This window comes from Burkholderia sp. CpTa8-5 (assembly GCF_017815045.1).
Lineage (GTDB): Bacteria > Pseudomonadota > Gammaproteobacteria > Burkholderiales > Burkholderiaceae > Burkholderia > Burkholderia sola.
Genome location: NZ_JAGIQD010000023.1, coordinates 23832 through 37824, shown reverse-complemented (window position 1 = coordinate 37824; position 13993 = coordinate 23832). Strand labels below are relative to the sequence as shown.

Genomic DNA, 13993 nt, shown 5'->3' with positions numbered 1-13993 from the left:
ACGGTGACGGGCATGCGGGCGACTACAGGCACGATCCTGCCGCGCTGGTCAGCGGTCGCTGCCAGGGTGGCGCTGGTCGTGGCCTATCCGCTCGTCATCCTGTTTGCGTGGCAAAGCATGTCGCCGCGTTACGTCGGTTGCCTGCTGGTTGCGTTGCTGTGGCTGCAGCGCACGATCGGCAAGGGCCCGCTGGCGCAGGCGCTCAAACGGCTCACGACGCTCGACTGGTGCGTGGCCGGTGCATTGACCGCGTTGTCGGTCGCGATCGCCGTGACCGATAGCGAGCGACTTCTTCATCTTTATCCCGCATGCGTGAGTGCCGGTTTGCTGGTCGCGTTCGGCGCCACCCTGCGGCACGGTCCGACAATGATCGAAAAATTCGCACGACTGACCTATCCCGAGCCCGGCCCGGCAATCGTCCGGTATACGCGGCGCGTCACCCAGGCGTGGTGCGCGTTCTTCATCGTCAACGGCGGTTTTTCGGTTTATACGGCGCTGTACTGGAGCCGTGAATCATGGGCGCTCTACAACGGGCTGATCGCGTACGTGCTGATCGGGATGCTGCTTGCGGGCGAGTGGCTGTGGCGCAGGTTCGTCGTCGTACCGACGCGGAAACGGGCGGGTGTCGCATGATCGCACTGCACGAGATGCTGTGTGCTGAAGTCGATAGCGGCGTGGCGGTCTGTCGCGACGGCACCGCGCTGCTGACGCTGCGGGACCTGCGGGCCCGCGTGGACGCCATCGCCCGGCTGGTGGACGCGCGCGGCGCGCGTCGGGTCGCGATCTGCACGGACGATCCATACGCGTTCGCGTGCGCATTCTTCGCGGTCGCGGCGACCCACGGGGAAATCGTGATTCCGGCGAGCAACGCGCCAGGCTACCTCGGCGATCTGGCTCATGCATACGACCTGGTGCTGGATGCGCCGGCACTGGCCGCGTGCGAGCGCGACACGGCGGGCGAATCGGATATCACCGCCCGCCCGATCGACGCTGCCGCCGCGGTGACGCTTTATACGTCGGGCAGCAGCGGCACCGCGAAACCGGTGCGGAAGTCGCTCGCGCAGTTCGATGCCGAAGTGCGCACCCTGCAGCGCGAGTGGGGCGACCGTATCGGGGCGGCGGTGACGCTGTCGAGCGTGCCGCATCACCACATCTACGGACTGCTCTTCAGGATTCTGTGGCCGCTGGCAGCGGGCCGTGCGTTCGACCGAATGCCGGTGCTCGAGCCGCTGCAACTGCAGCAGCGGCTGGCCGAATACGGTGGCGGTGTCGTGGTTTCCACGCCGTCGCAACTGATGCGCTGGCCGGCGTTACCCGGCTTTCCGATGCAGGCGCCGCCGCCATGCGCGTTCTTCTCGTCGGGCGGCCCGCTGTCGGCCGATGCAGCGATCGTCTATTCGAACGCGTTCGGCGCCGCGCCGCTGGAGATCTTCGGCAGCACCGAAACCGGCGGCATCGCGTGGCGGCGTCAGGATGTCTCGTCCGCGTGGCAGCCGCTGACGGGCGTCGACGTGCGTTGCGATGACGACGGCGTGCTGTGCGTGCGTTCCGCCCATCTCGGTCACGACCGCTGGCACCCCACCGACGACACCGCGCGCTTCGACGCGTATGGTCGCTTCGCACTCGCGGGGCGGCGCGATCGCGTCGTCAAGCTCGACGGCAAGCGTGTTTCGCTGCCCGAACTCGAGGCGCGGTTACATGCGCACGCCTACGTCGAGCAGGCGGCGGCCGTGGTGGTCGACGGCACGACCCGTGCGCACGTCGGCGTCGTCGCGGTATTGACCGCGGCAGGGCGCGACGCACTGGCGAGCGAGGGGCGACTTGCGGTTGCCACGATCTTGCGGCATGCGCTCGGCGCGTACTTCGACGCGGCCGCCTTGCCGCGCTACTGGCGATTCCCGCACACGATGCCGTTCGATGCGCGCGGCAAATTGCCGGCCGTCGCGCTGGCGGCCGCGTTCACGGCCACGCCGGAGGGTTTCGAACTGCTCGCTTCGTGGCGCAGCGACGACGCGTTGCATTACGAGCTGCGCGTGCCGGCCGCGCTCGCGCATTTCGACGGGCATTTTCCGGGGCTGCCGATCCTGCCCGGTGTCGTGCAAATCGACTGGGCCGCACGCCTCGCCGGCCGCGAAATACCGGCCGCGCGCGCCATCCGTTCCATCGAACACCTGAAATTCAAGGCGCCGGTGCCGCCGGGTGCGGTGCTGGCGTTGCGTATCGCGCACGACCCCGTACGCGGACGTGCGCGCTTCGCGTTTCGCTGCGCCGGGCGGGAATGCACGTCGGGCGTGTTGGTCTACGGCGCGGCGGAGTGATGAGCGACACCTGCATCGTCATTCCGATCTACAACCATCGCGAAGCGATCGGCGGCACGCTGGCGCGCCTCGTCGTGCACGGCCTGCCGATCCTGGTGGTCGACGACGGCAGCGATGCACCGACGCAACAGGTGCTGGCCGCGCTGGCCGCGCACTATGCGCCGTCGGTGACGCTGCTGCGGTTGCCCGTCAACGCCGGAAAGGGCGCGGCGGTCATGGAAGGATTGCGCGCCGCGCGCGCCCGCGGCTATCGGCACGCGATTCAGATCGATGCCGACGGCCAGCACGATGCCGCCGACGTGCCGACGTTCGTGGCGGCCGCGCAGGCGGCGCCGGACGCCGTGATCCTGGGCCGGCCGCGTTTCGACGACAGCGTGCCGAAGGCCCGCCTGTATGGCCGCTACCTCACGCACGTGTGGGTATGGATCGAAACGCTGTCGCTCGACATCCCCGATGCGATGTGCGGGTTTCGGCTTTATCCGGTCGCTGCCGTTTGCGAACTGATCGACGCGGTATCGATGCCGACCCGAATGGCTTTCGACAGCGAAATCCTGGTCCGGCTGCACTGGCGCGGGCTGACGTTCAAGACGGTCCCGACGCGCGTCGTCTACCCGGCCGACGGCGTGTCGCATTTCGACGTCTGGCGCGACAACGTGCGCATCAGCATGAGCCATGCGCGGCTCGTCGCGGGGATGCTGGCGCGCGCACCGATGCTGCTGACCCGTCGGCTCGTCGGGCGGCGCGGCGCATCGCCGGCGGCGCGCACGCGCGCGTGGTGGCGCCTGCCGGAACGCGGCAGCCGTATCGGCATGGCGTTGCTGGCGCTCAGTTGCCGCTGGTTCGGCAAGGGCTTCACGTCGCTCTGGCTGCATCCGATCGTCGGTTACTTCGTGCTGACGAATCGCACGGCGCGCACCGCGTCGCATGCCTATATCGCGCGGCTGCGCGACGCGCGAGCGGTGGACGTGCCGAAGCCGGGATGGCGCAGTGCGTACCGGCACATGCTTGCCTTCGCGCAGGCGGGATTCGACAAGTTCGTCGCATGGTCAGGCCGTCTCGACGAACTCGACGTGCGCTTCGACGATTCGTCCGCGTTCGATACGCTCGCCGCGAGCGGGCGCGGCGCGCTCGTGATCGGCGCGCACCTGGGCAACCTGGAGATGACCCGGGCGCTTGCGCTGCGCGACGCGCACACGAAGGTGACGGCGATCGTCTACACCGAGCATGCGAAGCGTTTTACCGGTGTGCTGGCCGGCGCGAATCGGGAATTCGGCAAGCAGCTCGTCGAAGTGGCGGACTTCGGGCCGGATACGGCGATGATGATGCAGTCGCGCATCGACGCGGGCGAGTTGCTCGTGATCGTCGGCGACCGCGTGCCGCCGCGCGATTCCGGCAAGACGGTCGACGCCTGTTTCCTCGACGCGACGGCGCCGTTCGCGCAGGGCCCGTACATCCTCGCGCACGCGCTCGGTTGCCCGGTCTACCTGTTCTTCTGCCTGAAGGAGGGGCGCGGCTACCGGCTCTATTTCGAACCGTTCGCCGACCGGATCGAGCTGCCGCGCCGCGAGCGCGCGGGCCACGTTGCCGAATGGGCGCAGCGCTATGCCGCGCGGCTCGAACACTATTGCCGCAAGGCTCCCTATCAATGGTTCAACTTCTTCGATTTCTGGGCGCGGCCCGATGGAGGTCCGCGTGGCCGAGCATGACATGAACGACGCCGCGGGGACCGCCGCCGCGCACGCGAACCGGCCGCCCGTCGTGATCGGCGGCCGGCATCTGACGATCGAGGACGTCGTCACGGTCGCCCGCGACGGTGCGCCGGTCGCGCTGAACGCGGCGCCCGAATGGCGCGCGCGGATCGAGCGCGGCGCAACCTGGCTGCGCGACTATCTCGCGAATGGCGGCACGCTTTACGGGGTAACGACCGGCTATGGCGACGCGTGCGTGGTCGAGGTGCCGCCGGCGCTCGTCGAAGCGCTGCCGCTGCAACTGACGCGCTATCACGGGTGCGGGATGGGCGACTGGTTCGACGCGACGCAAACGCTCTCGATCGTCGTCGCTCGGCTCAACTCGCTCGCGTTCGGCTACTCGGGCGTGCGCTTCCTGTTGCTCGAACGGCTGGCCGATCTCGTGAATCACCGGATCCTGCCGCGCATTCCGTCGGAAGGCTCGGTTGGCGCCAGCGGCGACCTGACACCGCTGTCCTATGTCGCAGCGGCGCTGGTCGGCGAGCGCACCGTATCGTTCGATGGCGACGAACGGGACGCGCGCGCCGCGTGGGACGCGATCGGTCGCGCGCCGCTGTCGCTTGCACCGAAAGAAGGACTGGCCTTGATGAACGGCACGGCGGTCATGACCGGCCTGGCCTGTCTTGCCTTCGCCCGTGCCGATCACCTGACGCGGATGGCGGCCCGGCTGACCGCATTGACGACCGTCGCGCTCGACGGGCGGGCGGGGCACTTCGATGCACGATTGTTCGACGCGAAACCGCATGCGGGGCAGGCTGAGGCGGCCGCATGGATACGCGCCGATCTCGCCGGGCGCGATGAACTCCCCGGACGCCGTCTGCAGGATCGCTATTCGGTGCGGTGCGCGCCGCACGTGATCGGCGTGGCGCGCGACGCGTTGTCGTGGATGCGTCGCGACATCGAGAACGAACTGAACAGTGCGAACGACAATCCGCTGATCGATCCGGACGAAGGATGCGTGCTGCACGGTGGCAATTTCTACGGCGGTCACATCGCGTTCGCGATGGACGCGCTGAAGACCGCCGTGGCGAACCTCGCCGATCTGATGGACCGCCAGCTCGCGCTGCTGGTCGACGACAAGTTCAGCAACGGACTGCCGCGCAACCTGACCGGCGCGGCGCCGGAGCGCGTGGCGATCAACCACGGGTTCAAGGCCGTGCAGATTTCTTCTTCCGCGTGGACCGCGGAGGCGCTGAAGCATACGATGCCGGCCAGCGTGTTCTCGCGTTCGACCGAGTCGCACAATCAGGACAAGGTCAGCATGGGGACCATCGCCGCGCGTGATTGCCTGCGCGTGCTGGCGCTGACCGAACAGGTTGCCGCCGCGCATGTGCTCGCGACCGTGCAGGCCGCCCGGCTGCGTCTGCGCGACGCCCCCGGGACACAGCTTTCGCCTGCGCTGCGCGCGTTCATCGACGACGTTGGCCGCCAGTCGCCGCTGGTGGTCGAGGACCGGCCGCTCGAAGCGGAGCTGCGTGCGCTGACCGCGCGTCTTGCGGCATGCGAGCCGATCGGCGAAGCATCCGGCGGCATCCGGCGCGGGGAGGCGGCATGAACGCATCTCGTCCGCCGCTGACCGCGACGGCTCGCGTCGAGGTCCTGTTTCACGATGTCGACGCGATGAACGTCTGCTGGCACGGTCATTACCTGAAGTACTTCGAAAGCAGCCGCGCGGCGTTGCTGCGCATGATCGACTACGACTATCCGGCGATGCTGGCGTCAGGCTACCTGTGGCCGGTCGTGGAGGCACATCTGAAGTACGTTCGCCCGGCCCATTACAGCCAGCAGCTCGACGTGCGTGCGACGCTGCTCGAATTCGAGAACCGGCTGAAGATCGGTTACGAAATCGTCGATGCGGCCTCCGGCGAGCGTCTGACGAAGGGGTATACGGTGCAACTGGCGGTCGATGCGACGACGCGCGAGCTGCAGTTCGTGGCGCCGCCGGCCCTGATCGAACGGGTGCGTGCGCAATGGGCCTGAATCCGATCCGCAGACGGCTGGTGGCGATGTTCGCCGCCTGTGCGGTGCTCGCCGGCGGTGACGCGATGGCCGCTCCGGTGCCGACCCCCGCGACCCGGCCGGAGAATGCCGCGCTCGTGTCCGACATCGCGATGCGGCTGGCGCGGGTCGACGCGATACGCGCGGATTTTCGACAGACCCAGACGCTGTCGGCGATGAAGCAACCGCTCGTCAGCACCGGATCGATGTTGTTCGATCGCCGGTCGGGCGTCATCTGGCGAATCGAGACGCCCTACAAGGCCACTTATGTGATTACCGACCGCGGCGTGCGCGAGGCGGGCGCGGACGGGCGCCTCGTCGCGTCCAGTAGTGGCGGCCGTGGCGTCGCACAGGTGTCGCGCATGATGCGCGACATGCTGGGCGGCGACCTGTCCGCGCTGTACGCGCAATTCGACGTCGACGCGAGCGGCACGCCGGAGCGTTGGCGAATGGTCCTGCGGCCGAATCAGCCGCAGCTCGCCCAGGCGATCCGCATGCTCGACATGCGTGGCGGCGCCTATCTCGGCCGGCTCGACATGACGTTCGCGAACGGCAACGTGACCGTGCTCGAGTTCGGGCGGACGACGCCGGTCGACGCGCCTGCGCCTGCCGAGCGCGCGTGGCTGGAGGCGCGTTGATGGACCCGGCGCGCGACGCGATCGGCGTGGCGGGCGAACGGGCCCGGCGGCGCGTGCAGTGCGCCGCATGGCTGCTCGTCACGCTGGCGGCCGTCGCCTACATCCTGTGGCGCTTCAGTGGGCCGGCGCCGCTGCAGACGAACCTGCTCGCGTTGCTGCCGGCCACGGAGGCGAACCCGGTTGCCGAACGCGCGGTCGACATGCTGGGCGATGCGCTCGGCAATCGCACCGTCTACCTGGTGACTGACCGGGACGCCGCCCGCGCGAAAGCCGCCGCGAAGCGGTTTGGCGCGCGGCTCGGCGCGAGCGGCGCATTTCGGTCGGTGACGGTCGAGGTGCCGCCGTTCGACCTGTCGCAGATCGCGGCCACCTACCTGCCGGCCCGTTTCGGCCTGCTGACGGACGCGGATCGCCGGTCCCTCGAACAAGGCGACGCCACGCTCGGTGAACGGTTGACCCGGCGGCTCTATGCGCCGCCGGTCGATGGGCTGCAGACCGCCGTGGCCGACGATCCGTTCGGCTGGCTGCAGCACTGGCTCGGCGAACTGCCGCTCGCCGCATCGAGTCTGTCGCTCGAAGACGGGATGCTGGTGTCGCATCGCGACGGGGCAACGGGTGTGCTCGTGATGACGTCGCTGCCGGGCTCGGCCTATGAATCCAGGGTCCAGCACGCGGTGCGTATCGCGACGGCCGATGCGGAGCAAGCGCTGGCGACGGACTTTCGCGGCGTTCGTGTCGACCGGGCCGGCGCGGTGTTTTATGCGCAAGCCGCACGCGCCAGCGCGGAGCGCGACGTGCACGTGATCGGCGCCGTGTCGCTGGCGGGCATCGCGCTGCTGCTGATGAGCGTATTCCGTTCGCCGCGTCTGCTGGTGCTCGCGTTTGCGTCGACGGCATTCGGCATCGTGTGCGCGCTGGCGGCGACGCTGCTCGTATTCGGCAAGCTGCACCTGCTGACGCTGGTGTTCGGCGTGAGCCTGATCGGCGAGGCCGTCGATTATTCGATCCAGTATTTCGTCGCGTACCTGTCCGCGGGGCGGCAGTGGGACGCGCGGCGCGGCGCGGCGGCGGTGCGGCCGGCGCTCGCGGTGGCGCTGGCGACGAGCCTGCTCGGTTACGCGATCCTGATGTGGGTGCCGTTCCCGGCGCTCAAGCAGATCGCGTGCTTTGCGATCGTCGGGATCCTCTGCGCATTCGCCGCCGTGACCGGCTTCTTGCCGCTCATGCTGACGCAGGCGCCGCGGCGCGTGCCGTCCCGCGTTTTCTCGGGCGCCGCGCGCCTGCTGAGCGGATGGCAGTCGCTGCTCGCGGGCCGGCGTGCCGTGGCCGCCGCGGTGCTCGTTGCGCTGGTCGCGATTCCGGGCTGGGCGCGCTTGACGAGCGATGACGACATTCATCTGCTGGTTCAGCGCGATGCGAGTCTTGCTCGACAGGAAGGCAATATCCGGGCGGCGGTCGGACTGGCGAATACGGCACAGTTCTTCGTCATCCAGGGTGCGTCGCAGGAACAGGTACTCGAGCGCTCCGAGGCGCTGGTCGGAGCGCTCGATCGGCAGCAGCTCGGCCGCATCCAGTCGATCGCGACGTTCGTGCCGTCGGCGAAGCAGCAGGCACATGACCGCGCCGTGCTCGACGCGCACGTGTTCGCCGATGTCGCCGCGCTGCGCGAGACGCTCGCGAAAGCGGGTTTCCGCGACGACGTCGCCGACGCATGGATTCAGGCGTTTTCCCGCGATGCTCGGGCGACGCTGTCGGTCGACAGCTGGCTGGCGGCACGCTGGTCGGCGCCGTTCCGGCATCTGTGGCTCGGGCGCGTCGACGGTAGCGCCGGTCCCGTCGATGCGGCACTCGCGATTCCGGAACGGGTCGATGCGACGAACGCGGCGACGTTCGCGGCCCTCGCGCGCACGCTGCCGGGCGTATCGTGGGTCGACAAGGCCGCGAGCGTGTCGAACCTGTTCGGCGCGTATCGGGTCGACAGCGGCCTGTGGTTGATCGGCGCATTGGTCGTGGTCGCCGCGCTGCTGACGTGGCGATACGGCATGCGCGGCGGCATCGCGACGACGTTGCCGGTCGTGTTCGCCATCGCGTTGACGCTCGCGGCGTTCGGCTATGCGCGGGTGCCGCTCACGCTGTTCAACTGGCTGGCACTGATGCTGGTGCTTGGCGTGGGCGCCAATTACGCCGTGTTCCTCCGCGAAGGATGCCTGCGCGACCAGGCCGGGATCGGCGCCGTATGGACCGGCGTGCTGCTGTCGGCGGCCACGACGTTGCTGTCGTTCGGCATGCTCGGCGCGAGCGCGATGCCCGCGCTGCGCAGCTTCGGCACGACGCTCGCGATCGGCATCGTATTGTCGGTGCTGTTCGCACCGCTCGCCACGCCATCCGCCAAGGAGCGTCGCGCATGAATTCGAAACAGACGCCGGTCTACCTGTCCGCGCCCGGCATGATCAACGCGCTTGGCGCAACGACCGACGAGATCGTCGCCGCATTGCGCGCGGGCGTCGCACCGGGCATGACGCCGCGTACCGACGTTCCCGCCGGCGGCTGGGTCGGGCACGTACGGTCCGCGCTCGACATCGCGCCGCCTGACGCGCTCGCGCATTTCGACTGCCGGAACAACCGGCTGCTGCTCGCCGCGCTCGCGCAGATCGAATCGTCCATCGCCGCGGCGATCGCGCGCCATGGTCCGCGCCGGGTCGGGGTCGTGATCGGCACGAGTACGTCCGGCATTCAGGCGGCGGAACAGGCGCTCGCCGAGCGTGCCGCGACCGGCACGACACCCGCCGGATTCGACTATCGACAGATGGAAATCGGCACGGCCGCGCCGTTCGTGCGGGCCGTACTCCGTGTCGGCGGGCCGGCCTATACGCTGTCGACGGCCTGCACGTCGAGTGCGAAGGCGTTCGCGGCCGCGCGCCGCCTGCTGCGGCTGAAGCTCTGCGATGCGGTCGTCGTCGGCGGTGCGGATTCGCTGTGCGAGCTCACGCTGCAGGGCTTCGCGTCGCTCGAATCGGTCAGCCCGGGCCGGACCAATCCGATGAGCCGGAACCGCTGCGGTATCACGATCGGCGAAGGCGCCGCGCTGTTCGTGATGAGCCGCGACGAAGCGGCGGTTCGCCTGGCCGGCGTCGGCGAGTCGAGCGATGCGCATCACATCTCGGCGCCGGATCCGGCGGGCCACGGCGCCGAGGACGCGTTGCGCGCCGCGCTCGCGGACGCGGGTGTGGCTGCGTCCGCGATCGGCTACGTGAACCTGCATGCGACCGCGACGCGGCTGAACGACGAGATGGAAGCGAACGTGACGGCCCGCGTGTTTCCGCACGGCGTGCCGGCGAGCGGAACCAAGCCGCTGACGGGGCACATGCTCGGCGCGGCAGGCGCGACCGAGCTGGGATTCGGCTGGCTGACATTGGCCCGCGGGATCGCGCTGCCGGCGCACGTCTGGGACGGCGAGCACGATCCGGCGCTGCCGGCACTCGACCTCGTCGACGGCGAGCGCCGTCTGGCCGGCGATGCCACCGGACGTTACGTAATGAGCAATTCGTTCGCTTTCGGCGGCAGCAATGCCAGCCTGATTCTGGGGACCTGACATGCAAGCCGGACCATTGATCGACGCGCTGCACGGCGGCGCGGATATTCCTGTCGGCGACGTGCGCGACGTGCTGCCGCATCGCGGCACGATGCTGCTGCTCGACTCGATCGAGCGCTGCTCGGAAACCGGCATCGAGGTGAGCGCGATGGCGCGCCGCGATGCGTGGTACGCCGACGACAGCGGTGCGATGCCGGCGTGGATCGGCATCGAGCTGATGGCGCAGGCGATCGCCGCGCACGTCGGCCTGCTCGCCGCGCATGCGGGCGGCCGGGCGAAGCCGGGCGTATTGCTCGGCGCGAACCGCTATGTCGCGCATCGCCCCGCGTTCGGCACGGACACGACGCTGCGCATCGTCGCGCGGGAACTGTTGCGCGGCGAAGAGGGGCACGGCGCGTACGAGTGCGCGATTCATGCCGACGGCGAGTGCTGCGCGGAAGCCGTCGTCAAGGTGTACCAACCGAGCGATTTTCAGACTTTTATCGAAGGGAGTTTCAATTCATGACTCGGCGAGTTCTCGTGACAGGGGCGAGCCGCGGCATCGGCCGCGCCGTGGCACTGCGCTTGGCATCCGACGGTTTCGCCGTGACGGTTCATTGCCGCACCGGCCGCGACGACGCGGAAAGCGTCGCCGCGACGATTCGCGCGCAGGGCGGCACGGCGAGCGTGCTGCAGTTCGACGTGCGCGATCGCGCGGTGTGCCGGCGTGAACTGGAGGCCGACGTCGACGCGCACGGCGCGTACTACGGGATCGTCTGCAGCGCGGGCGTGACGCGGGATGGCGCGTTTCCGGCGCTGTCCGAGGAGGACTGGGATATCGTGATCGAAACCGGGCTGGACGCGTTCTACAACGTCGTTCATCCGCTGACCATGCCGATGGTGCGTCTGCGCGGCGGCGGCCGAATCGTGACGATCGCGTCCGTGTCGGGCGTGATGGGCAATCGCGGCCAGGTCAACTACAGCGCCGCGAAGGCCGGCCTGATCGGCGCGACCAAGGCGCTGGCGGTCGAACTGGCATCGCGAAAGATCACCGTCAATTGCGTCGCGCCCGGGCTGGTCGATACCGGCATGCTCGACGACGTGCCGCTGGAACAGGCATTGAAGACGGTCCCGATGGGCCGCGTCGGCCAGCCTGACGAAGTCGCGGCGGTGGTCGGCTTCCTGATGTCGGATGCGGCGACCTACGTCACCCGGCAAGTGATCGGCGTCAACGGCGGGATGGTGTGATGAAGCGAGTAGTCGTGACGGGAATGGGCGGCGTGACCGCCTTCGGTCAAAGCTGGGCGGACATCGAGGCGCGCCTGCGCGACGGGCGCAACGCGGTGCGTTACATGCCGGAATGGGACTGCTACGAAGCGCTGCATACGCGGCTCGCGTGCCCGCTGCCGGCCTTCGAGCTGCCGCGCACGTATCCGCGCAAGAAGACCCGTTCGATGGGGCCCGTATCGATGTACGCGGTGCGCGCGAGCGAACTGGCACTGGCCGATGCGGGGCTGGGCGACGACGCGTCGATCCGGGACGGCCGGATGGGTGTCGCGTACGGGTCGTCGTCGGGATCGGTCGAGCCGATCCGCGCGTTCGGCACGATGATCGAGACGGGATCGATGCGCGACGTCACGTCGAACAGCTACGTGCAGATGATGCCGCACACCACGGCAGTCAACGTCAGCCTGTTCTGGGATCTGAAAGGCCGGATCGTGCCGACGTCGTCGGCCTGCGCGTCCGGCAGCCAGGCAATCGGCTACGCGTACGAGGCGATCGCGACGGGCAAGCAGGCGCTGATGCTGGCGGGCGGCGCGGAGGAGTTGTCCGGCCCGGCGGTCGCGGTGTTCGATACGCTGTACGCGACGAGCACGCGCAACGATGCCGCGAACCTGACGCCGCGGCCGTTCGATGCCGATCGCGACGGGCTGGTGGTCGGTGAAGGCGCGGCGACGCTCGTGCTCGAGGAATACGAGCACGCGATGGCGCGCGGCGCGACGATCCATGCGGAGATCGTCGGTTTCGGCTGCAATTCCGACGGCGCGCACATCACCCAGCCGACCGCGGAGACGATGGCGGTCGCGATGCGTGTCGCGCTGCGCGATGCGGCGCTCGATGCCGATGCGATCGCCTACGTGAACGCGCACGGCACGTCGACCGACCGGGGCGACGTCGCGGAAAGTCATGCGACGGCGTCCGTATTCGGCGAACGCATGCCGATCAGCTCGCTGAAGAGCTATGTGGGGCATACGCTGGGCGCATGTGGTGCGCTCGAGGCGTGGTGGACGATCGAGATGATGAAGCGCAACTGGTATGTGCCGACGCTCAATCTCGATACGATCGATCCGGCCTGCGCGCCGCTCGACTACATCGTCGGCGACGCGCGCCGGATCGAAGCGGAATTCGTGATGAGCAACAACTTCGCGTTCGGCGGGATCAACACGTCGCTGATCTTCCGGCGGGTCGCCGCATGACGGCGCGCGTCGTCGTCACGGGGCTCGGCATCGTGTCGTGCCTCGGCAACGCGCTCGACGAAGTATCGGCCGCGCTGCGCGCCGGTCACTCGGGTGTGAGCCGCGTGGACGCATGGCGCGAGCGCGGTTTTCGCAGCCAGGTCGCCGGCGTGGCGTCGGTCGCCCCGGCAGCGCGGTTTGCCCGCAAGCACGAACGCTTCATGGGCGACACGGCGCGCTTTGCCGCGCATGCGGCCGCGTCGGCGCTCGACGATGCGTGCCTCGCTGCCGACGTGCTCCGTTCGCCGCGCGTGGGCGCGATCGTCGGGTCCGGCATCGGATCGATGGCCGACTACGACGACGCGATGACGATCGCGCAGCATCGCGGCATCGACAAGACGCCGCCCTATGTCGTGCCGAAGGCGATGAGCAGCACGGCGTCGGCATGCGTCGCGCAGTTGTTCGGCATCGAGGGCGTGTCGTACTCGCCGTCGTCCGCGTGCACGAGCGGGGCGCTCGCGATCGGGCAAGCGGCGCAATTGATCCGCTCCGGGTGCCAGGACATCGTGCTGGCCGGTGGAAGCGAGGCGCTGCACGACAACATGACGTTGATGTTCGACGCGATGGGCGTGTTGTCCAGCGGTTTCAACGACACGCCGGACCGCGCGTCGCGTCCGTATGCGCTTGACAGGGATGGTTTCGTGATCGCGTCCGGCGCCGGCATTCTGGTGCTCGAATCGCTCGAGCATGCACGCGCGCGCGGCGCGCGAATTCATGCGGAGATCAGCGGATTCGGCCAATGCACGGACAACGCCGGCATGGCGATGCCGCATGCGCCGGGGATGGCGCGCGCGATGCGTGGCGCGCTCGAACATGGCGGCGAACGGCGTCCGGACTACGTCAATACGCACGCGCCGTCGACGCAGCGCGGCGACGTCGAGGAACTGAAAGCGCTCGGCGACGTATTCGGCGGCGACGTGCCGGCGTTCTCGTCGACGAAGGGAATGACGGGGCATCCGCTCGGCGCGAGCGGTGCGCATGAAGCGATCTATACGATCCTGATGATGCGCGACGGCTTCGTCGCGGGCTCGGCCGTCGGCGATGTGCCCGATCCCGCGATAGCCGGCATGCCGCTCGTGCGCGACGCGCGCGAATTCGCGATCGAACGCGCGCTGTCGGTTTCGTTCGGATTCGGCGGCAGCTGTGCAAGTGTGTTGTTGGACGCCTGGAAGGGCGATTGAAGTGAACTTACTGAGCTGAGAGG

The 13993-nt window shown here is 68.8% G+C and carries 12 protein-coding genes; all 12 read left to right on the top strand.

Going from position 1 to position 13993, the window contains the following annotated elements:
* Window positions 1–12: 12 nt before the first annotated feature.
* Genes J8I35_RS26985 through J8I35_RS26930 form a run of 12 tightly spaced genes read left to right on the top strand, consistent with a single transcriptional unit; the run spans window position 13 to window position 13970 of the window.
* Window positions 13–633 (top strand): hypothetical protein, encoded by a 621-nt coding sequence (locus J8I35_RS26985; RefSeq protein WP_185624963.1) that lies wholly within the window; start codon window positions 13–15, stop codon window positions 631–633.
* The gene (locus J8I35_RS26980) at window positions 630–2318 is read left to right on the top strand and encodes an AMP-binding protein (protein WP_124556732.1); all 1689 of its coding nucleotides are present in this window, start codon (window positions 630–632) and stop codon (window positions 2316–2318) included. Before J8I35_RS26985 ends, J8I35_RS26980 begins: the two co-directional genes overlap by 4 nt.
* On the top strand, window positions 2318–4024 hold the full coding sequence (locus tag J8I35_RS26975) for a glycosyltransferase family 2 protein (protein ID WP_209927813.1): 1707 nt from the start codon (window positions 2318–2320) through the stop codon (window positions 4022–4024). Before J8I35_RS26980 ends, J8I35_RS26975 begins: the two co-directional genes overlap by 1 nt.
* On the top strand, window positions 4011–5621 hold the full coding sequence (locus J8I35_RS26970; RefSeq protein ID WP_209927812.1) for an aromatic amino acid ammonia-lyase: 1611 nt from the start codon (window positions 4011–4013) through the stop codon (window positions 5619–5621). The genes J8I35_RS26975 and J8I35_RS26970 overlap by 14 nt, the downstream gene beginning before the upstream one ends.
* On the top strand, window positions 5618–6046 hold the full coding sequence (locus J8I35_RS26965; RefSeq protein WP_050012961.1) for a thioesterase family protein: 429 nt from the start codon (window positions 5618–5620) through the stop codon (window positions 6044–6046). The genes J8I35_RS26970 and J8I35_RS26965 overlap by 4 nt, the downstream gene beginning before the upstream one ends.
* A complete protein-coding gene (locus J8I35_RS26960; protein WP_050012960.1) occupies window positions 6037–6702 on the top strand; it encodes an outer membrane lipoprotein carrier protein LolA in 666 nt (221 codons plus the stop codon). Before J8I35_RS26965 ends, J8I35_RS26960 begins: the two co-directional genes overlap by 10 nt.
* Window positions 6702–9110: an MMPL family transporter gene (locus tag J8I35_RS26955; RefSeq protein ID WP_209927810.1), complete on the top strand. Its 2409-nt coding sequence runs from the start codon at window positions 6702–6704 to the stop codon at window positions 9108–9110. The genes J8I35_RS26960 and J8I35_RS26955 overlap by 1 nt, the downstream gene beginning before the upstream one ends.
* Window positions 9107–10294: a beta-ketoacyl-[acyl-carrier-protein] synthase family protein gene (locus tag J8I35_RS26950; RefSeq protein ID WP_209927808.1), complete on the top strand. Its 1188-nt coding sequence runs from the start codon at window positions 9107–9109 to the stop codon at window positions 10292–10294. Before J8I35_RS26955 ends, J8I35_RS26950 begins: the two co-directional genes overlap by 4 nt.
* 1 nt (window position 10295) lies before the next feature.
* Window positions 10296–10799, top strand: a complete 504-nt coding sequence (locus J8I35_RS26945) for a hotdog family protein (RefSeq protein WP_209927806.1) — start codon at window positions 10296–10298, stop codon at window positions 10797–10799.
* Window positions 10796–11521 (top strand): 3-ketoacyl-ACP reductase FabG2, encoded by a 726-nt coding sequence (locus J8I35_RS26940; RefSeq protein WP_209927804.1) that lies wholly within the window; start codon window positions 10796–10798, stop codon window positions 11519–11521. The genes J8I35_RS26945 and J8I35_RS26940 overlap by 4 nt, the downstream gene beginning before the upstream one ends.
* Window positions 11521–12750, top strand: a complete 1230-nt coding sequence (locus J8I35_RS26935) for a beta-ketoacyl-ACP synthase (protein WP_050012955.1) — start codon at window positions 11521–11523, stop codon at window positions 12748–12750. Before J8I35_RS26940 ends, J8I35_RS26935 begins: the two co-directional genes overlap by 1 nt.
* Window positions 12747–13970, top strand: coding sequence for a beta-ketoacyl synthase N-terminal-like domain-containing protein (locus J8I35_RS26930; protein ID WP_209927802.1), 1224 nt, complete (start codon window positions 12747–12749; stop codon window positions 13968–13970). Before J8I35_RS26935 ends, J8I35_RS26930 begins: the two co-directional genes overlap by 4 nt.
* Window positions 13971–13993 lie beyond the last annotated feature (23 nt).

Coding starts and splice junctions, on each gene's coding strand:
- J8I35_RS26985 (WP_185624963.1), top strand. CDS start 13: ATGCGGGCGACTACAGGCACGATCCTGCCGCGCTGGTCAGCGGTCGCT.
- J8I35_RS26980 (WP_124556732.1), top strand. CDS start 630: ATGATCGCACTGCACGAGATGCTGTGTGCTGAAGTCGATAGCGGCGTG.
- J8I35_RS26975 (WP_209927813.1), top strand. CDS start 2,318: ATGAGCGACACCTGCATCGTCATTCCGATCTACAACCATCGCGAAGCG.
- J8I35_RS26965 (WP_050012961.1), top strand. CDS start 5,618: ATGAACGCATCTCGTCCGCCGCTGACCGCGACGGCTCGCGTCGAGGTC.
- J8I35_RS26960 (WP_050012960.1), top strand. CDS start 6,037: ATGGGCCTGAATCCGATCCGCAGACGGCTGGTGGCGATGTTCGCCGCC.
- J8I35_RS26955 (WP_209927810.1), top strand. CDS start 6,702: ATGGACCCGGCGCGCGACGCGATCGGCGTGGCGGGCGAACGGGCCCGG.
- J8I35_RS26950 (WP_209927808.1), top strand. CDS start 9,107: ATGAATTCGAAACAGACGCCGGTCTACCTGTCCGCGCCCGGCATGATC.
- J8I35_RS26945 (WP_209927806.1), top strand. CDS start 10,296: ATGCAAGCCGGACCATTGATCGACGCGCTGCACGGCGGCGCGGATATT.
- J8I35_RS26940 (WP_209927804.1), top strand. CDS start 10,796: ATGACTCGGCGAGTTCTCGTGACAGGGGCGAGCCGCGGCATCGGCCGC.
- J8I35_RS26935 (WP_050012955.1), top strand. CDS start 11,521: ATGAAGCGAGTAGTCGTGACGGGAATGGGCGGCGTGACCGCCTTCGGT.
- J8I35_RS26930 (WP_209927802.1), top strand. CDS start 12,747: ATGACGGCGCGCGTCGTCGTCACGGGGCTCGGCATCGTGTCGTGCCTC.